Genomic DNA, 21,121 nt, shown 5'->3' with positions numbered 1-21,121 from the left:
ATATTCTCGACTAACTTTCTTGAAATAGCAAGAGAATTAACTATCTTATTAGTAAAATGGTGTCTTGATCATATGTTGACTTTAACATGTGTGATATGTAAAATGAAGGTCAACTACTTGAGGAGGAAAATAACATGCTGACAACAATATTAACCGGTATCACTGCCTATATCTCAACCAGCATTGATTACCTGATTATTTTAATGGTTATTTTCGGTGCCACGCCTAAACGACATCGCTTTTTAGTCTATCTGGGTGATTTTCTTGGGACAGCCATTCTGGTTCTTACAAGTTATTTAATGGCCGTTATTCTTGGCTTCGTACCAGCAGAGTGGCTCCTGGGATTTCTAGGCCTGATTCCAATTTTAATGGGAGTCAAATTACTGATATTTGGTGAAAAGGAAGACGATGACTTAATTGAAAACGAAATTCAGAAAAAAACAAATGTTATTTTAAAAGTTGCTATTATTACCATCGCAACCTGTGGCGCCGATAATATCGGCATATATGTCCCATTATTCACGCAAATTTCGCCTACTAACATCCCGATCTTACTCGTCACTTTCTTCATCATGATGACACTTTTCTGTTATCTGGGGTATTTATTAAGCAAAATTCCAACCATCGGAAATATTCTTGAAAAGTGGTCACGTTACATCACCGCAGTCGTCTACATCGGCTTGGGCATTTATATTCTATGGGAAAGCGGCACCCTTACTCATTTAATTCAATTGCTATGACGGTTTTAATTCCTCATTGAATTGACAATTCAACCTTCTAAAAAAGCCATGTCAAAATGTAACAAACGCAAAACGTGACCTTTAACGTGATTACTTGCTATAAGTAAACCACACTAAAGGTCACGTTTTTGTTAGGCGTCTTTTCCTCGATCATACGTAAACGGCAATAGGCAATTAAAGCCTTGAGAGACTTTTTTCAACGTAACAGCACCCTTTGAATCATCAAAATACAAGTGAACGCTTTTGGGATGAGCCTGATCCGTAAATTTATCGATAAGGACATGAATGGTGAAAACCCGCTTGGAATGGGGTGCTAGTTGCTCAGACTGCCCATCATCAATGACTAATTCATCCGTTCCGCCCAAAACATTGCCATTGGCAAAACCAACTTGTTTAACACCGCCAAACGTCATTGCGTTTGAAGAATGATTCTGAACCGTATACTGAACTTTTAGATAGGTATATGGATTATCAACTTTATCCAAATTATAGTCACTCGCTGAATTTGCCCGTTGAGCCGCTGTTTTCGGTGTGTTCGTACATACTTTAGCCCAATTGATGGTTGTCGTCAGTTGATTTCGCATAAATACCAAATTCCGTTCTGTTGAAATCCCGGTTAATTTAATTCGTCCATATCTGGGACTATTATAATATTGACCAATTTTGTATAATGGCGCATGATCAATATCATTTGGATCCTGCTTATGCTGAATAATATGATGACTGCTTTGTTTTTTGACGTTAACGTTGGCTGATTGATTGGCCGCTGAATCATCATAAACCTTATTCATTAAGGTTTGTCCGCCAAATAGGCCAATCAATAAAATTACAATACATGCGGCTATTATGACCCACCATTGCTTATACCAACGATTAACTCTGCGGGTCCTCCGTGGGTGTCTGATGATAAACACTTCTTTCTAAGAAAATCAAATGTAACTGCTATGTATGATTAAAATCATAGACTAATGATAGCATGAAAATTTGACTTTCAAACTAATTATTTAAAAATTCTTTTTACCCTATTCGATATTAATTAACACATGGCATTATCCGATAAATCCATCAAAGATTTTCAACACGACTTTCCTGACAAAAACGCCAACAAAAAAGGTTGAATCAAACCCAACTTTGACTCAACCTTGTAGATCATTCAATTTAAACACTGATTCTTCCCATTGTTAACAGAACAATTCCCAATACAGCACCGGTCACAATTGCGGCTGTAACAATTGATTCGATTCTAGAGAACCATTTATCATAACCGGCATCTTTTCTGGTTTTCATAAAGAGGAAGAAGCCGGGAATATATGCGATAGCACACAAAAGTACAAATTGTAATCCTGCCATATAGATTCCGACACATTCAAAGATAAAAGCGAAAGCACCAACAAAGAGTTGAATTAAATTCCCCTTCTCACTTAAATGCTGATAGGAATATTTAACCTGATAGGCAGCCACAAAAATATAACAAATAACAATTGCCGCTGTACATAATGAGTAGGCAAAGTTATAGGCTCGATCCGTAAACAGCAGTGTAAACAAGAATACTTGAATTAAAGCCCCACTCATTACAAGTGAAAAGGTTGGTGCACCATGTTTATTTTTCTTACCAAAGATCGGCGGTAGTAACTTTCGCTTCGACATTAACATAACCGTTTCTGCCGGCAGCATTGTCCATGACAGCCATGAGCCAAGGGTCGAAATAATGAGTCCCAAACTGATCAAGGCACCGCCCCAATTACCAACCATACTCTTAAAAATATAAACCATGGCTGGTTGGTGGATGGTTGTCAACTCTGCACGTGTCATATAACCATATGGCAATACGGAGGCCAACACGTAAATTGATAATAAACAGATCAATCCGAGAATAGTTGCTTTGCCGGCATCAGATTTTTTCTTTGCCCGGGATGACATCATTGTCGCGCCTTCAATACCGACGAAGACCCACATCATGACCATCATGCAGTTCTTGATTTGGGAACCGACACCCGCGCCACCGCTAAAGTTGCCACTGACATTGTTCCAAAAATGAGCAGTGAACACATTTGCCTTAAATAATAAAATGGAGAAAACGATAAACGTAAATAACGGAATCAGTTTACATATTGTAATAATTGCATTTAAAATAGCTGCACTTTCAACACCACGGTTAACAATATAAGTTAAACACCATGAAATAATACTGGCCGTGATAATGGCAGGCACATTATTTCCTGATTTAAAAATCGGAATAAAGTATCCCACCGCGCTCATCATAACAGTCGCAAAGGCAACATTGCCCATCCACGAAGACAGCCAATAACCCCAGCCGCTAATAAAGCCGGCATATTGACCAAATCCTTCTTCGGCATAAGCAAAAACCCCTTCCAAATCCGGGCGCTTTAACACCAAATTATTCAGGGAGAGTGCCAACATCAAAATGCCAAAGCCGACAAGCCCCCAGGCAATCAGAACAGGTCCGGGAGATGCTGCAGTTGCGAGATCCGATGTCAAAGCGAATACCCCGGCACCGATTGATGATGTAACGACCATTGCGGTTAAGGCTGTGAGGCCTATACCGCCAGGTTTACCTTTTTGTTTTGGTTGTGTTTCCATGTGATATGTCCTTTCTGAGTGTGCGGATCAAAGCGGTTAGCACCCGGAGTATAAGGCGTCAATTTGGGGAATCCCGAACTTGGATTTTTCAAATTGATCCCTTATATGGAGTGGTGCTGCTTTGAGGAGCAGTCCTAATAACAGTGTGCGGATCAAAGCGGTTAGTACCCGGAGTATAAGGCGTCAATTTGGGGAATCCCGAACTTGAATTCTTCAAATTGATCCCTTATATGGAGTGGTGCTGCTTTGAGGAGCAGTCCTAATTCAATCTTCATAAATAGCCAAACCCATTTAAATCAAAAAATATTTAGCCACCTTTTATAATGATAACTAGAATATCACGACTTTTATTATTATGAAAATAATAAACCTAAATGCGTTTATTATAAATAATTTTGTTATCCTAACAACGAAGATATTTTCGCATATTCACATTAAAAAACGGAAAAAGTATTCACATTAAGCGTTTACAAATGTAAAATTTTACAGTCACTTTAAGCATTTCATGAACGCTTTTCTTCAAAAAGTGCTATTCTACATGCAGCTAAACAAAAGAAAGTTCGAAAGGAGAACTTACATGGTCAAAAGTACAAACGGTGTTGACCTTTATCATTCATTATTTGGAACCGAAATTCACGATCCTCGTGTTATGTTTGAAATGCTGACAGTCAATATTTTTCAACCGGGATTGAACTGGCGGGTTGCTGCCAGCAAGCTCCCTGTTTTCGATAAAGTGTTTAAGCATTTTGAAGTGGCAGAGATTGCCAAGTTTGACGAAATGGATCTGGAAGCGTTAGAAGAAAATCCGGATATGATTCGCAATCCAAGAAAAATACGGGCAGTCGTACAGGATGCACGGGCGACTTTAAACTTAAGCCCGGAGTTTAAAGACTTAGCCGATTATCTTTGGTCATTTAAACCCAAAGACAACCTGGTTGAAGGCGCACTTGTTCAGGACTCAAGTACCCTGGGCGCTCTGGTTGCAAGGGATATGAAGAAACGCGGCTTTACATTTGTCGGCCCCACTACGATCGAATTACTACTGGTGGGTACCGGCGTTCTTAAGCATATTAACCCCTAAGAGAAAGGGAGCCTTTCAAATGACAAATAAAATTGCTTTAATTGTTGGTCCCGGACATGCCGGCTTAGGAGAAGCTTTAGCGAATCGATATGGTCAGAAGGGGTATACGATTGCCCTTCTCGGCCGAAATCCCGATCCGTTAAATGATTTAGTCAAGACTCTCACGGCCTCCAATATTTCAGCCTTTTCAGTAACCGCTGATCTAGCAAGCCCGGCTAGTGTCTCAACTGCTTTAAAAGAAATTGCCCAAAAGGGAGACCTTCAAGTCGTCCTTTATACAGCAACAACGCGGACCAAAAACAAGCCTGCCGACTTAACCAGCGACTTGTTAACTGAAAGTCTGGCAAGTAACCTTCTTGGCGCTGTGACGGTGACAAATTTAGCTTTGCCTTACGTCAAAAAGACCGGTGACGGTGTCTTTCTTTACACGGGAAGCATCGTAGCAGCCAAACCCGGTACAAGTGATGTTGAACAATCAATTGGCAAAGCCGGCCTGCATAGCTATGTCATTGCATTAAATAAGGAATTAAGTAAATCCGGTGTTTTTGCTGGAATTGTAACCATTAACACCTATATTCGAAAAGGAAAACCGGGACATATGGATCCAAATGTCATCGCGAAAGCATTTGAAGATCTCGGAAATGATAAGAAAGCCGCTGAAGTCCAGTATCATTAAATTAAACCATTATATTTTACCCAATCAGGCCAGCATGGACTTTGATCATCCATGTTGGCCTGATTATTGCCCATATCATGACGAGGTGCCTGATGCTTAGTTATGTATGAAAAAAAGAGCCTCACCATTTCTAGTGAGACCCTCAGTTAAATTGGAAAATTAGTCCAACTTAGTCTTGTTTGTAACGTTTAATTTATCATCGAAATCATAAACAACTGGTTCGCCGGTTGCCATTTCAAGATTCATGATGTCCTCATCTGAAATGTTTTCAATGTACTTGGAAAGTGCACGAAGTGAGTTACCATGGGCAGCAATCACAACATTTTTACCATCAAGCAAAAGCGGTGCAATCTTATCTTCCCAATAAGGCATTACTCGTTCGAGTGTAACTTTCAAGTTTTCACCACCGGGAACAATGTGTGGATCAAGGTTGGCGTAGCGACGGTCATGAACAGCTGAACCTTCATCACTTGCATCCAAAAGTGGAGGCAAAACATCGTATGAACGACGCCAGATATGAACTTGATCTTCACCATATTTTTCAGCAGCTTTAGCCTTGTTGTGACCTTGCAATGCACCATAGTGACGCTCGTTTAAACGCCATGTTTTTTCTTCAGGAATCCAAAGTTGGTCTGAGTATTCCAAAGCATAGTGCAGTGTCTTGATCGCACGGGTCAAAACTGAAGTGAAAGCATAGTCGAATTCAATACCGGCTTTTTTGATTAATTTACCAGCATTGATGGCTTGCTTAACCCCTTCTTCACTTAAATCAACATCAACCCAACCAGTAAATTGGTTAGAAAGGTTCCATTCACTTTGACCATGACGAATTAAAACAAGTTTTGCCAATATCATTACCTCTTTCTATATCTCTATCAGATTGATTTTACACCAAATCAGAATAATTTTCATCAGTATTCAGAAAAAAGTCTGTGAAATAACATACAAATCATTAATGATTTCAATCACTGATTTCACTTTGTGATTGAACATCAATATTTAAAGGTTTTGGTGTCGGGTTTAGCTGGCGGTAATGGCTCATTATGCCGTTTCACACCAAGAATATCCAGTAAGAAAGTGAAAACCGGCACACCACAGATCAGTCCCCATACCCCAAAGAAATGTTCGCCGACTAAGAGGACAACAAACGTGTAAAAGATCGGCAGATTAGTCTTTGAAGCCATAAAGTTAGGATTTAAAACATAAGCTTCCAGTGCATGAACGACAACAATCGTAATGATTAGGTACAAAACATCCTGTAAACCGCCAACGGAATAGCCGACTAATGACAATGGTATAAACGAAATAATCACACCGGCTACTGGTATCAAGCTCAGGATAAAGACCATCAGCGCTAATACTGCAAGTTGTGGCAAATGCATAAAAGCTAAGACAATTGTGGTTAAAACCGTATTCACAATTGCGATGAAAAATTGGGCTTCGATAACAACGCCAAACGTTGCCACAAATTTTTTACCAAAGAAATAAAGGTCTTGAAAGAACCATGAAAAATCACTATCTAAAAATAGATGCGAAAAGTTGTACATGGTCTTCTTCTCTATTGCGAAAAAGAAACTTAAGATCATTGATAAAAACAATGTGATACCCATTGTCCCAACACCTGTAATATATCTCCAAATAAGTGAAACACCGTTCTTCATTTGGGCCATCACATTACTTTGTTTTATGAGTTCATTGACCCATCTTAACGTATTGTCATCAGGTAAATTACTTGGATTGGAATAAAAATCGACAATATCTTTTGTAGAGCTGATTGCCTGGTCGGCAACTTGTGGAATATAGACGGTTACGCCAAAGTACAGCCCGGCTAAAACCAACAAATAAACAATCACAACAATGACTTCCGATGGAATTTTAACAAATCTGCGAATGCCATTTGTTAATTTAACGACCAACAGACAAAAAATAAACGTTAACAGCAAGGTACTCATCATGCTGCGTGCAAAATACAAGATTAAGACAACTACCCCAAGAACAGTAAATCTCCTAAGTGGGACGTTGTTCACAAATTTGGCCCAATTCGACAAAGAACCACCACCCCTTCAAATAATTCTAATCTCTGGCATTTATCTTACACGTTCACGCCATTTTCTCACAAGAATTTACACATAATTAAACACAAATTAAAGTTTTCTCACGAATTAACCCATCAATCACTTACTGCTTTCCTTCAAATAAGACAATTTCTTGAAAACACCGGATAAAAAAACCGTCAATACAGTCATTCTTGCATCAACGATTCAGAAATTTATTTTTTTAAATCCAACATCACTTATATCTTGCTTTGACATACTGGCCAATCGTCTCATGATTGTCGTGAGCGCCTTTAATAATATTCTTAATATCTTGGTCACTCATCGCATTAGAATCGACTCCGGCAGCGCTGATCTCTTTTCTGGCACTATTAACCTGGGACTCAGTGATCTGCTGACCATTAATTCTATTTTTCTTCGGGTTAACCGTAAACTCATTTGACCCTTTATAAGCATTTGCTGCCTTCTTTTCTGACGAGGTCAAACTATCACTGCTGTTAGGCGCAACATTAGGATTATTTTGGGTACTACTGTTTGAAGTAGAGGACTCAAACTCATTCGTAGAACTACTACTGCTTGGCGTAGTTGTTGTATTTCCCGACAGTGAAGCATTATTCTTCGAGCGCAATTGTTTAGCTTTATTCAAAATTGACTTGTAGTAACTTTGCTTGGCTGTTTGGTCCGAAAGAATCTTATCCAGTGTGCTGTTAGACTCAGTATAATTGCCTTCACCGGTCTCATTTAACGCCTGATTATAAATCTTGTCATACTTCTTGAGATTTCCCTGAATGGTTTTAATCGTTGACAGCTTATCCTTTGAACGATCTTTCAGAGTCTCATTCCCATTCTTAGTATCAACAACTGATTGATAACCATCCTTGGCACTGTTGTAATCACGGTCGCTAAACGAATCATTGGCTGCCATATAGTTTTGAGTTTGACTCAACAGTCGAGTTGCCTTTTTATCACTTGGTTTTCTCTTTAACGCATTTGTAAAAGAAGTTTCCGCAGCAATATAGCTTTTATTAGAAATTTGAAGGCTGGCCCGCTGCATCGAATCATTATATAGCTTTTCATTTTGAGAATGACGGGCGTATGCGTAACCACCCACTGAAGCGGCAATAACAATGGTGATTACAATCCAAATCCACTTTTTCAAAGTAAGCCCTCCTAGGAATTAATTATTCATTTTTATTATACCATTTTGGGACGGGGGCTTAAAACAGATTATATTCTGAAGCAGTGTTTACCGCTTGAAAATCTATTTTTTAACATACTGTGCTAAAAAGGCGCAACCATCTTTTTCAGGGTGGTCACACCTACTATATGATGTTCAATAAGGATGAAAGCTACTTTTAATGATTCTAATTATTTGTTACTGCTCGCTTTTGAGCTTCTTGGATAGATTTAATGTGCACTTCATTACTTTGAATTTGATCACGCAATTCTTGACGTTTGTATTTTGCATCGTCTAAAGCATCGAGACAATTCCGCTTGTTAATCTCTTGCTGAGAAACTGCTTGATCATACTCTTGTTGAATCTGCTTAACATATTCCTCGTGTTTTTGACTCGGACGCTTTTGATTTGCTTCTTTTGCATCGGCCAGTTCATCGGAAACCTTTTCTAAAAACTTTGAAATGGATTCATCTAGATATTTTTCCGTTTCTAACTTGGTATTCAAATTGGCAATCTGAATATCTAACTTTGAAGCACTTTCATTTAATAACTGATTTTGTTTTTGTAATTCAGCAATTTGTTGACTGGCTGATTTGTCAGTCTTTACCACATTTTGTAAGTGTACGTCAGAAGCAGGTTTAGTTGTTCCTGTACTCCCACTCAACACAACCGTGTTTGACAGCCCATTAAATTTTTGACGCAACATGGTTAATTCATTGTTCATGCTGCTAATAGTTGCTGAGCTGACTCCTGATCGAGTCGCAAAGACATTAACTCGATTTTGCAACTGGTAAATCTGATTACTCAAAAATGCACGTTGTGTTGCATCAAGTTTTCGTTGTCCAAAGATTACAGCATCCAGTTGTCTGTTTAGCCCAAAAATTTCACCACTGATTTGATTAGCCTCAATATCAATTGAACTTATACGCGTGTTTACACTTGTCTTCGGTGCATTCGGAACAATTGGTTTTGTAGGCGCACTTTGAGTGGCAGGCGTGCTACTTGGCTTACTTGCCGGAGCCGGCGTAACTGGCGTAGTTGTTGATGGTTTGACAGCTTTTACCTGTTTCTTACCTTTTTTAACCTTAAAGTGACCTGACTTTACTTTAAAGCCTGCTTTAGTAACCGTCACCTTATAAGTCCAGCCACCTTTAACTGCCCGTTTCAACTTCATCACAAAATGACCATGCTTATTGGCTTTGGCAACCCCATAGGTAACACCTGCCCGGGAAATCTTGATTTTTGCGCCCCGGGTTGCTTTACCTGAAACGACCTTGGTACCGGACTTTGCTTGGTTAACAGTTGCCTTGAGCAACGTCGTCTTTGCTTGTGCGGTAACTGCACCCATGAGTGCGACTGGAACGACTAGTGCTGACAATACATATTTATTCATCGAAATTCCTCCAAAATTTTATTTGGTAGGATTACTGATTCACTTTAAAATCTCAAAACTTTTTCAAGCTCCTCCTTTCTAATTATTTGTCTCTCAATAAAAAAGAATCCAGTAATGCCTACATAATGTAATTACGTAAACTTACCGGACTCATTTTTTTATTTTTAGATTTTTTTAAAATAAACCTTAATCAGCTTGTTGGAACTTTCCGGCTGTTAATGCAGAAGCAACAACCCAGCCCTGTCCTTTAACATAAAAGAATGTTTTAGCTTTGGCAGTCTTGCTGGCAGCTGTCTTAACAACCTTAGTCACATAATAAGTCGTTCCGGACTTTAATTTACCCTTTGCGGTTGTGGTAAATGTCGGTTTGTCGGCACCAATTAAAGCTTTATATACTGTAGGAGTCGCATCTTTCGTATGATAAACCTTTGCCTTTTTAAAGAAATTCGATTTTGCAATTGTATAAGTCGTACTCTTGGCAGCCGTTTGAGTTGTTTGTGCAGGTTTAGTTGCAGCTGAAGCAGCCAGCGGTGCGGTAAATACCAAAGGAAATGCCAATGCTGCAGTTGCGATAAATGTTGTCATCTTTTTCATAATAAAAGCCTCCTAAACTTTGATGACCAAATTATATTCTGTTACAGAATTATTTCAAAGGAAAAGGCAACTTTTTATTTCAGCTTAATGGTTTCTTAATTTTTCCATCAAAGAAACACTGTTATATTAAGATTTGGAAACGTTTTTTAACCATACGATTCGTTATTTGTACTGCAACTGATTGTTACAATTACGTTACAAAGTCATTCAAAAAAGGCGTGCACACACTCAAAATCTATAAAGGGTTTCCCTTTCGAAAACAGCTCAAACATAGTATGATGAGTGCAATTGGCATTTCACTATAGTCGACTATATTCATTCCAAAGGAGGCCATTTTATTCATGGCTAATGATTCCGAAGATTTCATCAAACAACATATGTTTGGCAATCCACAACTCAAACCCGATGAAAAGCGGGCTTTTCTGGGCAACTTTCGGGAACGGGTCGCAATTGCTCTCACAATTTCACAATTGGGCCAATCTCAAACCAAAGAAATGGTAACCAAAATTTTTGATCAATACCCGGAATACCGGGCTTATTTGAATGGTAAAATGCCACAGTCTTTAATTGATGATTATATGGGACTCGCTATTGACCATCGCTATCAATACACCATCCTGGTTCAAAACGGTCTGCGTGTTGATCAACCCACTGGTCCAAATGATTTTGGATTAGTTGTCGCTGATCCTAAAAACAAGATCAAACGCCGAATTTTACTATAGTCACACGCTTAAACTCAAAATCCGTTCTATCTGTCTATGACTGACAGGTAGAACGGATTATTTTTATTTATTTAATTAAAGAAACATTGCCAGTAAAAAGACTGCCAACAATCCCAAAATAACTGAAATGGCCATCGACCGTGTCCAGTAGGCAACGCCAATCACAATAATTGCTGCGATCATGTCCGGAATCTGGTGAATTGTGACCGAATACGTTGGTGTGATAAAAATGTCCTTTACAACCAACGCCGTAAACAATGAAATCGGCACGTACCTCATCCATTCATTAAACCAATCCGGAATCTTCCGGGTACGAAAAAATAAGAGTGGTATTAAACGTGGCGCGAAAGCCACGCAGAAACACCCTAAAACCAACCAAACATGTTGTGTCGTCGTCCATTCCATAAAGCTCTTACTCCTAGCTACTCGTTGTCTACGTCCTCTTCAGGTGTTCCGGCAGGGTTCTTCATCGACTTAAGCCAACCACTCTTCGGATGATGCTTTCGAATCGCTGCTTCAATCATAAAACCAATGAATGAAGCAACCAGTGTTGAAATAACCAGCCCCAAAGTTGATTTTGTGAGTACCATGAAGAATGCTGCCAAGAAGCCTGATAAAATGCATATTACAATGATTAAACCATTCTTTAATTGCATCACAATCATATATAAGAACAAAGCAGTTAAAGCAAAATGCACAATTGTTAAATCAATGTTAATTGCGCTTCCAATCAAACTTCCGATAAGATTACTGATTGTCCAAAAGATTAACGTCGTGTGTTCAACATGTAACGCCTCTTTCGGTGTGAATTTCTTATCAGTCGAAAACTTCAGATAATTCAATGCGTAGTTTTCATCATTCATAGAAGCCGCAAAAATCATCGTAAAACCGAGTGATTGATCATGCAGATACTTCGAAAGACTTGAACCGAGCAACGCATACCGTAACTCCAAGAAGAACATCATTAATAGAACAGATAACATCGGTGCGTTGGTAGCCAATAAAGAAGCAATTAAAAATTGCGCGCCACCAGAGAACACCATGACTGATACCATCAGTGTTGTCCAGACATTAAACCCGGAAGCATTTAATAAGATACCGCACGCCAAACCAATTGGTATGTAACTTAGGTCAACCGGCAAAGAGGCATCCAATATTCTCTTCCAATATGGTGCCCCTGCGTCTGATCGTTCTGCGAACTTACCCAAAAGGAATCCTCCATCTAAATAAACGTAAACTCGAAATTTACACGCTTATGATAACGCGTGTAAAAATAATGTAAACACAATTCAAATTCAATTATATGAGAAATCGGACAATTAATAAACACTTTTTAGCGAATTGATTGCTAAAAAAGTCTTGAAAGCGCTCTCCAGAAGAGTACAAAAGGATTTGCTTTTTCAATCGTTTTACTTGTTACCAAGTCAACCCGGCTTGGGAAGGTATCCAAATATTTTAAGAAATGATGATCATAAACCAGATTAGCAGAAGCAACCGACTTATTCTTCTTAACCGGCGCATTAATTTTCTTGGGCGTTTTGACAAACTTTCCCTTCACCTGATTTTGGCTGATGGATTTTGGTACCCAGACCCAAGTTGTCTTTTTAGTGACAAGCTTTGTCTTTGTCAGCTTACCATCGGGCACCTTTGTTGTCCCCAATCCACTAATATGAACATGCTTTGCAAGCTTAACCGGATGTTGTTTGTGAAAAACGATCCCCATGAGCTTAGCAGTCTGAATGAATCTGGCAGGATCAGTTGCACTGTTGTTTCGAGCGCCTAAAACGACCGTCACAATGCGTCTGCCATGATAAGTGGCCGATCCTGCAAAACAGGCACCGGCTTCATCCGAAGTGCCGGTTTTTAAACCGTTCACAACAGCGCCCTTGGCAATTTGGCGATCATCAAGAAGCTGATTGTGCCCAGCATACGAGTTGCCTGCAAAGGTCATTTGCGTTTGTCCGGTTATCTTAGTCAATCCGGGAAACGATTCTTCGAGCCGACTGGCAAGAAGTGCAATATCCTTTGCAGACATCAGGTTTTCTGCATTCGGGCTATCTTTTTTCAACATCAAAGAACCTGTCAATTTATTGGTTAGACCGGCAGCATTATAAAATTTAGCATCCTTAATACCCAGTCCCCTTGCGGTCTTAGTCATTTTGTCAGCGAAGTTCTGCGCATTTCCGGACACTTTTTGTCCAAGTGCAATTGCGGCAGCGTTCGCCGACACAATCAAAGCTGCTTTTACCAGATCGCGGACTTTGTAAGATTTCCCGGATTTTAATGGCACATTCGTTAATCCGGATGCTGTGCTTAGTTTAGCGACAGCGGGAGAGATTTTAACCTGATCGTTCCAAGACAGCTTTCCCTCCTGGATCTGCTTTCGAACGATGTAAACTGTCATCAATTTTGAAATTGATGCGATTGCCAATGGTTGATGGGCATTTTTTTCATACAGGATTTGTCCGGTATCAGCATCAACTGCGATTGCCGATTTGGCATAAATCACTGGTTGGCTGGTTGAAACCGTCGCCGCATAAGCACCTGACTGTGCACTTACCGGTAACACAAATAAACCTAATACAAGTAAAAACCATTTGATTTTAAACGTCATTTGAGCAAATAAACCTTTCTATTTAGAAATTGACTTGTCATCGACCTCATCCGGTCGGGTTAACTTATCGCCGTGCTTAAAGGGTAAATGAATTGCAAAAGTTGTCAGATGATACTCGGACGTGACGACGATGTACCCGCCATGTAGATCAATAATGCTTTGTGCAATTGCCAACCCGAGACCTGATCCGCCGGTATCCTTATTTCTGGAACCTTCAACCCGATAAAATCGTTCAAAAATCTGGTTCAGAGACTTCTTGGGAATTTCAGGTCCATCGTTAGACACGTGAATCACCGCCTCGTTGGGCTTGCCAACTCGACAGGTTAAATAGATGTGATTTCCGCCTTTACCATATTTAATGGCATTGGAAATCAAATTATTAAAGACACGTCCTAATTTTTCGGCATCTGCTTCAATATACAGTGGCTTTTCAGTGCCCTGAGCCGAAATCTGAAGGCCGCTTTTTTTAGCTTCCAATTCAAAACTGGCAACTAATTGTTCCATCATCTGGCTCAGGTCAATCCGATTAATCGACAGTGGCGTTCCGGTCTGCTTGACTTTCGTATATTCAAATAAATTGTCAACCAACGATTTCATTTGCTTTGCTTTTAAATACGCAATCTCAGTGTATTTCAACAAATCTTCCTGGCTCTTGTATTGTTTATCCTGGATCAACCCCAGATACCCTAAAATAGAGGTCAACGGCGTCCGTAAGTCATGACTGACATTTGTAATCAGTTCATCCTTTGAACTTTCAATCGCCCGTTCCTCATCCATTGATTTAATGACACTATCAACCAAAGCGTTAATACTTTCAACAACCGATTGGGTATTTCCTTTAAGCTTAAATCCGATTCGATGATCCAAGTGACCATTAGCGATATAGTGAAGTTCACTGATGATGTGTCTTAACTGCATCTGATGATAGCGACGAATGAGGCGCCAATAAACAACGGCGGCATCAAACAGCAGCATCAATGTAATAAAAATGTTTTCCCAACTCCACAAATGATAATGATCGGGACCAATCAAAATTGATTTTTTAATAATAAAGATACCGTCTCGAAGGCCAGGATTTGTGTGAATAGACTGATTGATCAAAATAATGATTGAAAGGTTCAACATCAACAGTAAAATGACAGTGACAATACCTTCCAAAAAGAGTTCGGTTTTTTCACGACCAGTTAATTTCAAGCTTTAGCCATCCTATCTTTGTAAATTCCAAAATTAATGTGATTCAATTTTATAACCAACACCCCAAACGGTTTGAATCACCTTTTCGCCGTTGGTAGCTTCTTCAATTTTATCCCGTAGATGGCTGACGTGGACCATGACGGTTTTGGCCGATACAATACTTTCCTGTCGCCAAACACGTTCAAAAATCTCATCCGTGGAAAAGACACGGTTGGGGTGGCTTGCAAGCAAGTATAGAATGCCAAATTCAAGTGCAGTCAATTGGATCGGTGTCCCAGTGATTGTTTTAACCTCATGAGAATCCTTGTTAATTGTTAATGGCCCAATATCGAGAACATCCGGCGTATCGTTTGTAACGTGTTCTTCCGTACGTCGCAGTAATGATTTAACCCGTGCCATAACTTCAAGTGGATTAAATGGCTTTGTCACGTAATCGTCGGCACCACTGATCAAACCTTGGATTTTATCCATATCCTCCGTCTTGGCTGATAAAATGATAATCGGAATTTGCGAATCTTTGCGAACTTCTTTAATCACTTCGATACCATTCATCCCCGGCATCATAATGTCCAAAATCATCAAACCAATATCACTTTCAGTTCGCAGTTTGGTAAGAGCTTCATTACCACTGTATGCCGAAACTGGTTCATAACCTTCATTTCGAATATAAATCTCAAGTAGTTGAGCAATTTCCTTATCATCGTCGACAACTAAAATTTTCATAATTTTACCTACCTCATTACTATTAATATAAATTTATTGTATTTGTAAGTTATTTTAAAGTTAAAGACTTCAATATTGATTCTACACTATTTGGACAAAACGACAACTAACGCGAAACAGAACTTAAAAGATAATTAAGCGATCCATTTTGACAACCTCGTTGAATTGAATAAGCCGAGAGCTTTCATTTTGTCACGTCTACATGGCACTGCATGTAAGTTGAAATTATACTATAATACAGATCATAATAAAATTCTATGGAGGATTTCCAGAAATGAAGCCCACTTTTACATATGCCGAAATAACCGATTTACCAAAAATCGTTGATATTTATAACGAAACGATTGCCAGTCGTATGGTGACCGCAGATCTTGAACCCGTTTCGGTTGCCTCCAAACGCAGTTGGTTCAATGCGTTTAACCACGAACACCGCCCTATTTGGAAGATCATTCTAAATGATCAAATAGCCGGCTGGGTAAGTCTCGAAAGCTTTTACGGCCGTCCCGCCTATCACCATACCGTTGAAATCAGCATTTATATTGGCGCCGAATTTCGTCATCACGGACTTGGTCAACAGGCACTCGACTTTGTTGCCACACAATTAAAAGATTTGAAAATCGATACAATTGTCTCCTTTATTTTTGCCCATAACCTCCCCAGCCTGGGTCTGTTCAAGAAAAACGGCTTTCAAACCTGGGGACATTTACCCGAAGTGGCTGAGCTGGATGATCAAAGACGGGATCTGGATATTCTGGGGCGTCGCTATTATTAGTTTCCACATCATTCAAAAATTAAAGAAGTCCCTGACGTCAACATCTCATCACAGAATGTTTAACGTTAGGGGCTTCTTTTGTTAAAAGCAATTTGATTTTAACTAAGAATAGGCCGGTTACTAAATTAAAATGCCCTCACAGTGATCAACCTCGTGTTGAATGATCTGAGCAATCCAATCAGAAAAGCCTTGTCGATGTGACCTGAAATTTTGGTCCAAATAGGTCACCGTAATTTCCTTATAGCGGGTAGTTGATCGTTGCCCTTCAAGAGACAAGCACCCCTCTTTTGTTGCAAACGGTACCGATTTTTCGACAATTTCGGGATTAACCAAAGCTACCGGAAGCATCCCCATCTGAACAACAATAATCCGCTTATTTACGCCAATCATATTGGCCGCCATACCAACACAAATTTGAGTATTGGCACGCAGTGTGTCCAACAAATCGGTTATGATTTGAGAATCAGCCGACGTTGCCGGTTGCGCCCTTTGAGACAACGTTAATGGATTATGGTTAATCGGTTTGATCATGTTTTTCTCCTATATAATGAATCATGCATTTTACGACTGCCTGTATTTTATCATACTTAATCTTTGACAAGCTTTTATCTGCTATTTCAAGAAGCAAAGAAGGTACTTAATCCTAAACTACTTCTTTTCTTCGGCAACCAAGTTTTCCTGTAATTGAGCAAGCTTCGGGGTCATGTAAACCGGATACTCGTCGGGGTTAACCAACCGTTGTGTAGCGGATGGGATTTCTTTCAGCATTTGTTTGGATCGCTTTTGAATGGTGAAAACATCCGGCAATTCAGCCTGAACCTTCTCGCCGTCCATGACTTTCTCCTGAAGCGGTTTGGCAACATAATTTTCAATTGATTGTTGGCGCTCGGTTGCGATCGGATTTGCTTTTACAACATCCATTGGCCGATCCAACACTTCATCGTTTAACGCAATAATATCCGCAAATGCCTGATTGGTATTTGGCCGATAAAGCCGATAAACCTGCTTGAGGCCGGGAAGTGTCAACTTTTCACGACTGGCACTGACTTTAATCTTTGGAATCATTTTTCCATTTTGAACAATGGCAGCTAATTTATAAACACCACTTAAAACAGGCGACGTTGAACTTGTTATCAGTTTTTCTCCAACCCCGAAGTTATCCAATGGTGCCCCTTCGTTTAACAATGATTGGATGACATGCTCATCCAACGCATTGGATGCAGTAATCTTTGCATCAGGAAAACCGGCATCATCCAACATCTTTCGCGCGCCCTTGGCCAATTGGGTAATGTCACCGGAATCAATTCGAATACCCACAGGTTTGTGACCATTCTTTTTTAATTCGGTAAAGACTGTAATGGCATTGGGTACACCCGATTTCAATACATCATACGTGTCGACAAGCAGCGAAGCATTATCCGGGTAGACATCCGCCCACTTCTCAAAGGCCGTTAATTCATCCGGAAAGGCTTCAATCCAGGCATGCGCCATTGTGCCAGCTGCCGGGATCCCAAATTTTTCCGCCGCCAATACATTTGATGTACTTGCGCAACCACCAATGACCGCGGCCCGGGCACCAAACGTGGCACTGCTTGGCCCCTGTGCCCGACGCGCACCAAATTCCATAATGGGCTTATCGCCAGCCGCAAAGGTAATTCGACGCGCTTTTGTAGCGATTAACGATTGGTGGTTCATGATATTCAATAATAACGTTTCAAACAGTTGTGTTTGAAGCAACGGTCCCTGAATGGTCAATAACGGTTCACGGGGAAAGACAGGTGTCCCTTCCGGAATAGCTGATACCTGACAATCAAAATGAAAGTCACTGAGATAATCAAGGAAGTTCTCTTTAAATAGTTTCAGTGACCGCAAATAATCGACATCCTGTTTCGAAAAATGAAAGTCTTTTAACGACTCAACAATCTGCTGCAGACCCGCGCAAATAACGAAGCTACCGTTATCCGGTACCTTTCGAAAAAAGATGTCAAAAACGCCCTGCTCATCATCAATGGTTTGACGATACCCGTTTGCCATCGAAAATTCATATAAATCAGTTAACATTGATAAATTATCCATTACACGTTTCCTCTCAATTTTGTTGATTAATAAAGGTGATTTTTACTTTTATGTACCTATAAATAAAAGTCGCTTCAACTTTTATTCTAAGGTAACGCGCATCGGCAAAAATTTCAAGGGAATAAGTACGATAGTTTGTAAACCCTGGCCGGCCTGCCCGGTCTGTTGGACATTGATGTGCCAACGTCCGTAAATAAATGACGGTGACTTTTTTTAAAATTGGAATTGTCAATCAGTTCAAACGGCATTTTTAAGAAAGGCGCGTAAACCAAGCGGGCATCCTTTAAAGTAAACTGTGGCCCCAGAACCAATAAAATATTTGGCTGATAATCCAATTTATTCTTAATCCGCTCGCAGGCCACCTTCAAAATCCACTCATGATCATAGGCCAAATGTGCTTTGCTCAGACTGCTTTTAGCCAATTTTGCATAGTATTGGGATTCTGTTTGACTTTGTGCCGTTGAAAAGGTCAGCTCGCCATCCGAAAAAGCATACCCGTTTTCCGTATAATCCATACTGAACCAACGGGCATCCGAAGCCCCATACCCGGGTTTTAGCATCGGCTTATCCGGTAAAAAGGTCATATATGCCAATGATAGCGTTCGCTGCTCAGGTGTCCGCAACCGATTCGTAAACGTTGCCAGCTGCTCTGTATGACTATTCGAAAGTGCCATGCCAATCTTTGCCCTTACCAATCTAAGTGCAGCTTCATCAGCACTTTCATTAGTCCGCATAAAGGTCTCGGGAAGTGCCCAGTATCCGTTATATGGCTTGTTGCTTCGCTTAACGAGTAAAATATTAACTTTACTGGTAATTTGGTCGAAGCTCCAGATGATATTTGTGATATTGATGTATGGTTGCTCCAAAATACTTTCTGAGTCCATGTCAGTCCCCCTCATTAACGAATTAATTTTTATGATTAAAATTCCGTTCCAACGTCAGTTCATTTGACAGTTAAAACGTTTATCTACACTTCATTATCATAAGCTCTTTTTCCAAAACAGAGAACAGAAAACAATAAATTTAGTATTAAATTTGAAAAATGTATTTGATTGCTATTCAGTCTGTTTAACCATAAAATTAAGTTGGTATTAAGGAAACATTATGCTGCTGATTCAACCATACGCAAGCTGTTTGTCAGTTAAACTTTCTCGTTTCTGATTTAGTTACTTAAGGAAGTGAGATCAATGTTAAGAAAAAAGAGTCTTCTTTCATTGTATGTGCTATTGCTCACCGCTCTATTCACTTTTTTGCCAATTTCAGCACTGGCTGACCCAATCACGCCCCATGGAACTGCCCGCTTTGAATCACCAAACGCAACTATAAACATTAATAACAATAGCAGCAGTTACAAAGTCATCTGGATGAATGCCATTCGTGCTTGGAATAACACCGGGGCTTTTAATTTCGAACTTTCGACGAGTTCAACTGCCCAAATCATTGCCAGTTCAAACACCAGTATTGGTACAGGTTATGCCGGACTTACTAAATTAACGATTAACAATCAGGGTGTGATTACGCAAGCAGACAGCACCCTGAATCCCAAAGTGATGACATCCGTTGGCTACCTGCCATCACAGGAAACCAACGTAGCTGAACACGAATTAGGTCACGCCATTGGACTTTATCATAGTCCGATCAAACAAAGTGTGATGTTTGCAGCAAACCGATTCTACACTATTCAACCAGCTGATATCGCAAGTGTTCGTAACTTGTATGCAGCATCGCTTGACGCAACTGCATCGTTAACCCAGAATACGCTGTTTCAAGATCCGTTTGTCCGCCAGGTCCACAGCCACCAAGTCAAGTTTCATTAACACATTTAAGCGACCATAGTAAAAACGAGTTTCCAAAAATGGAGACCCGTTTTTTTGCTGAACGCCTATAAATCGGCGCCCTTTTTTAGAAGTTTTCCCGCAATGGGAAGTTGACCTAAATCACCCGTCTTATCAGATGGCACAACCACCATATTCGCCGGTGAATTTGCCAATTCCGAAAAAGCGTTGATCGACTGATTCTGAAAATACTTATCATCCGCAGATGACAAGCCGGCTTGGACCGTATCTATTCGGTAACGTTCTGCATCCGCCCGTGTTCGGGTAGCTTCTGCTTCAGCCTTTGCCGTTGCTTTCAAAGCATCGTTTTTAGCCTTTGTTGTTAATTCAATCGACTTTGCCTCACCCTCGGCCTTGGCAATTGCCGCAACCCGTTCACGATCGGCTGTCAGCTGCTTGTCCATTGCTTCCTGGATCGCTGATGATGGTGTCAATTCATCGATGTTAATCCGGTCAACATTGATCCCATAAGTATTGGTCAGGTCCCCAATCGCAATCGTCAATTCCTGGTTGATTTTAGCTGTTGATCCCAGCGCTTCATTCAAATCCATTCGACCGATGATATCACGCAAATGACCACGAACCAGCTGTGCCATTGATTCGACAGAATCGGTATTTTCATATTGATATTTAACTGCATCTGTAACATGATAATTCAACGTCAAGCTCGCGGAAACGTCCGCATTATCTTTCGTGATAATAGAATAATTCGGCAATGCTTTGGGTTCCATTGCCAAGCTGACGGTGCGAATCTTTTGAATGATTGGCAGATAAAAATGAAATCCAGAGGCCACACTTCGACGATATTTTCCAAATGTTTCAACAAGTCCCTGATTATTTTGCGGGACAATTTTTATACCTAAAGGCAA

22 protein-coding genes are annotated in these 21,121 nt (G+C 40.1%); 6 read left to right on the top strand and 16 right to left on the bottom strand.

What is annotated here, in order from left to right; translation table 11 throughout:
- The first annotated feature begins 134 nt into the window (after positions 1-134).
- Positions 135-740 carry a cadmium resistance transporter gene (locus GQR93_RS04825; RefSeq protein WP_003552857.1) on the top strand — a complete coding sequence of 202 codons (606 nt, stop codon included), beginning with the start codon at positions 135-137 and terminating at the stop codon, positions 738-740.
- A 131-nt stretch (positions 741-871) separates the two neighbouring features.
- Here GQR93_RS04825 and GQR93_RS04820 read toward each other — a convergent pair whose 3' ends face one another.
- Positions 872-1,531, bottom strand: a complete 660-nt coding sequence (locus GQR93_RS04820) for a hypothetical protein (RefSeq protein WP_003552855.1) — start codon at positions 1,529-1,531, stop codon at positions 872-874.
- 367 nt (positions 1,532-1,898) lie between these two features.
- Positions 1,899-3,341 (bottom strand): arginine-ornithine antiporter, encoded by a 1,443-nt coding sequence (gene arcD / locus GQR93_RS04815; RefSeq protein WP_003552853.1) that lies wholly within the window; start codon positions 3,339-3,341, stop codon positions 1,899-1,901.
- 505 nt (positions 3,342-3,846) lie between these two features.
- Between arcD and GQR93_RS04810 the strand changes: the two genes are divergently transcribed.
- Both GQR93_RS04810 and GQR93_RS04805 read left to right on the top strand, forming a co-directional pair.
- Complete coding sequence (locus GQR93_RS04810) at positions 3,847-4,422, top strand: DNA-3-methyladenine glycosylase I (protein ID WP_003552851.1); 576 nt, start codon at positions 3,847-3,849, stop codon at positions 4,420-4,422.
- 19 nt (positions 4,423-4,441) lie between these two features.
- Positions 4,442-5,098 (top strand): SDR family NAD(P)-dependent oxidoreductase, encoded by a 657-nt coding sequence (locus GQR93_RS04805; protein ID WP_003552849.1) that lies wholly within the window; start codon positions 4,442-4,444, stop codon positions 5,096-5,098.
- A gap of 159 nt (positions 5,099-5,257) precedes the next feature.
- Here the strand turns inward: GQR93_RS04805 and GQR93_RS04800 are convergent, their stop codons facing one another.
- The 5 genes from GQR93_RS04800 to GQR93_RS04780 form a co-directional block, all read right to left on the bottom strand.
- A complete protein-coding gene (locus GQR93_RS04800) occupies positions 5,258-5,947 on the bottom strand; it encodes a 2,3-diphosphoglycerate-dependent phosphoglycerate mutase (RefSeq protein WP_035444397.1) in 690 nt (229 codons plus the stop codon).
- A 143-nt stretch (positions 5,948-6,090) separates the two neighbouring features.
- Positions 6,091-7,146, bottom strand: coding sequence for an AI-2E family transporter (locus GQR93_RS04795; RefSeq protein WP_080544202.1), 1,056 nt, complete (start codon positions 7,144-7,146; stop codon positions 6,091-6,093).
- Positions 7,147-7,387: 241 nt separating this feature from the next.
- Positions 7,388-8,311 carry a hypothetical protein gene (locus GQR93_RS04790; RefSeq protein WP_003552841.1) on the bottom strand — a complete coding sequence of 308 codons (924 nt, stop codon included), beginning with the start codon at positions 8,309-8,311 and terminating at the stop codon, positions 7,388-7,390.
- A gap of 205 nt (positions 8,312-8,516) precedes the next feature.
- Entirely contained in the window at positions 8,517-9,722 is a 1,206-nt protein-coding gene (locus GQR93_RS04785; RefSeq protein WP_003552840.1) for an Ig-like domain-containing protein, read from the bottom strand.
- Positions 9,723-9,908: 186 nt separating this feature from the next.
- Complete coding sequence (locus GQR93_RS04780) at positions 9,909-10,316, bottom strand: hypothetical protein (protein WP_003552839.1); 408 nt, start codon at positions 10,314-10,316, stop codon at positions 9,909-9,911.
- A 341-nt stretch (positions 10,317-10,657) separates the two neighbouring features.
- On the opposite strand from GQR93_RS04780, the gene GQR93_RS04775 reads away from it, so the two are divergent.
- The gene (locus GQR93_RS04775) at positions 10,658-11,038 is read left to right on the top strand and encodes a DUF1694 domain-containing protein (protein ID WP_003552838.1); all 381 of its coding nucleotides are present in this window, start codon (positions 10,658-10,660) and stop codon (positions 11,036-11,038) included.
- A gap of 75 nt (positions 11,039-11,113) precedes the next feature.
- Here the strand turns inward: GQR93_RS04775 and GQR93_RS04770 are convergent, their stop codons facing one another.
- The 5 genes from GQR93_RS04770 to GQR93_RS04750 all read right to left on the bottom strand — a co-directional run bounded on the left by GQR93_RS04770 (position 11,114) and on the right by GQR93_RS04750 (position 15,569).
- Positions 11,114-11,443, bottom strand: coding sequence for an AzlD domain-containing protein (locus tag GQR93_RS04770; protein ID WP_003552837.1), 330 nt, complete (start codon positions 11,441-11,443; stop codon positions 11,114-11,116).
- A gap of 17 nt (positions 11,444-11,460) precedes the next feature.
- A complete protein-coding gene (locus GQR93_RS04765; protein WP_003552836.1) occupies positions 11,461-12,246 on the bottom strand; it encodes an AzlC family ABC transporter permease in 786 nt (261 codons plus the stop codon).
- Between the two features lie 140 nt (positions 12,247-12,386).
- Positions 12,387-13,652, bottom strand: coding sequence for a D-alanyl-D-alanine carboxypeptidase family protein (locus tag GQR93_RS04760; RefSeq protein ID WP_003552835.1), 1,266 nt, complete (start codon positions 13,650-13,652; stop codon positions 12,387-12,389).
- A gap of 18 nt (positions 13,653-13,670) precedes the next feature.
- The gene (locus GQR93_RS04755) at positions 13,671-14,846 is read right to left on the bottom strand and encodes a sensor histidine kinase (RefSeq protein WP_003552833.1); all 1,176 of its coding nucleotides are present in this window, start codon (positions 14,844-14,846) and stop codon (positions 13,671-13,673) included.
- A gap of 33 nt (positions 14,847-14,879) precedes the next feature.
- Positions 14,880-15,569 (bottom strand): response regulator transcription factor, encoded by a 690-nt coding sequence (locus GQR93_RS04750; protein WP_159298709.1) that lies wholly within the window; start codon positions 15,567-15,569, stop codon positions 14,880-14,882.
- 274 nt (positions 15,570-15,843) lie between these two features.
- Here GQR93_RS04750 and GQR93_RS04745 point away from each other — a divergent pair, with 274 nt between their 5' ends.
- On the top strand, positions 15,844-16,341 hold the full coding sequence (locus tag GQR93_RS04745; protein ID WP_003552829.1) for a GNAT family N-acetyltransferase: 498 nt from the start codon (positions 15,844-15,846) through the stop codon (positions 16,339-16,341).
- 120 nt (positions 16,342-16,461) lie between these two features.
- On the opposite strand, the gene GQR93_RS04740 is transcribed toward GQR93_RS04745, so the two are convergent.
- From GQR93_RS04740 to GQR93_RS04730, 3 genes are all read right to left on the bottom strand, one after another.
- Positions 16,462-16,872: a peptide deformylase gene (locus tag GQR93_RS04740; protein ID WP_003552827.1), complete on the bottom strand. Its 411-nt coding sequence runs from the start codon at positions 16,870-16,872 to the stop codon at positions 16,462-16,464.
- A gap of 117 nt (positions 16,873-16,989) precedes the next feature.
- Entirely contained in the window at positions 16,990-18,417 is a 1,428-nt protein-coding gene (locus GQR93_RS04735; protein WP_003552825.1) for a nicotinate phosphoribosyltransferase, read from the bottom strand.
- 113 nt (positions 18,418-18,530) lie between these two features.
- The gene (locus GQR93_RS04730) at positions 18,531-19,316 is read right to left on the bottom strand and encodes an NUDIX hydrolase (protein WP_003552823.1); all 786 of its coding nucleotides are present in this window, start codon (positions 19,314-19,316) and stop codon (positions 18,531-18,533) included.
- 288 nt (positions 19,317-19,604) lie between these two features.
- On the opposite strand from GQR93_RS04730, the gene GQR93_RS15430 reads away from it, so the two are divergent.
- Positions 19,605-20,234, top strand: a complete 630-nt coding sequence (locus GQR93_RS15430; protein ID WP_003552821.1) for a matrixin family metalloprotease — start codon at positions 19,605-19,607, stop codon at positions 20,232-20,234.
- A gap of 65 nt (positions 20,235-20,299) precedes the next feature.
- On the opposite strand, the gene GQR93_RS04715 is transcribed toward GQR93_RS15430, so the two are convergent.
- Positions 20,300-21,121 (bottom strand): SPFH domain-containing protein, encoded by an 822-nt coding sequence (locus GQR93_RS04715; RefSeq protein ID WP_035444396.1) that lies wholly within the window; start codon positions 21,119-21,121, stop codon positions 20,300-20,302.

The organism is Lentilactobacillus hilgardii, assembly GCF_009832765.1.
Lineage (GTDB): Bacteria > Bacillota > Bacilli > Lactobacillales > Lactobacillaceae > Lentilactobacillus > Lentilactobacillus hilgardii.
The sequence above is the reverse complement of the archived record's forward strand: the minus strand, read 5'-3'. Positions and strand labels throughout refer to the sequence as shown.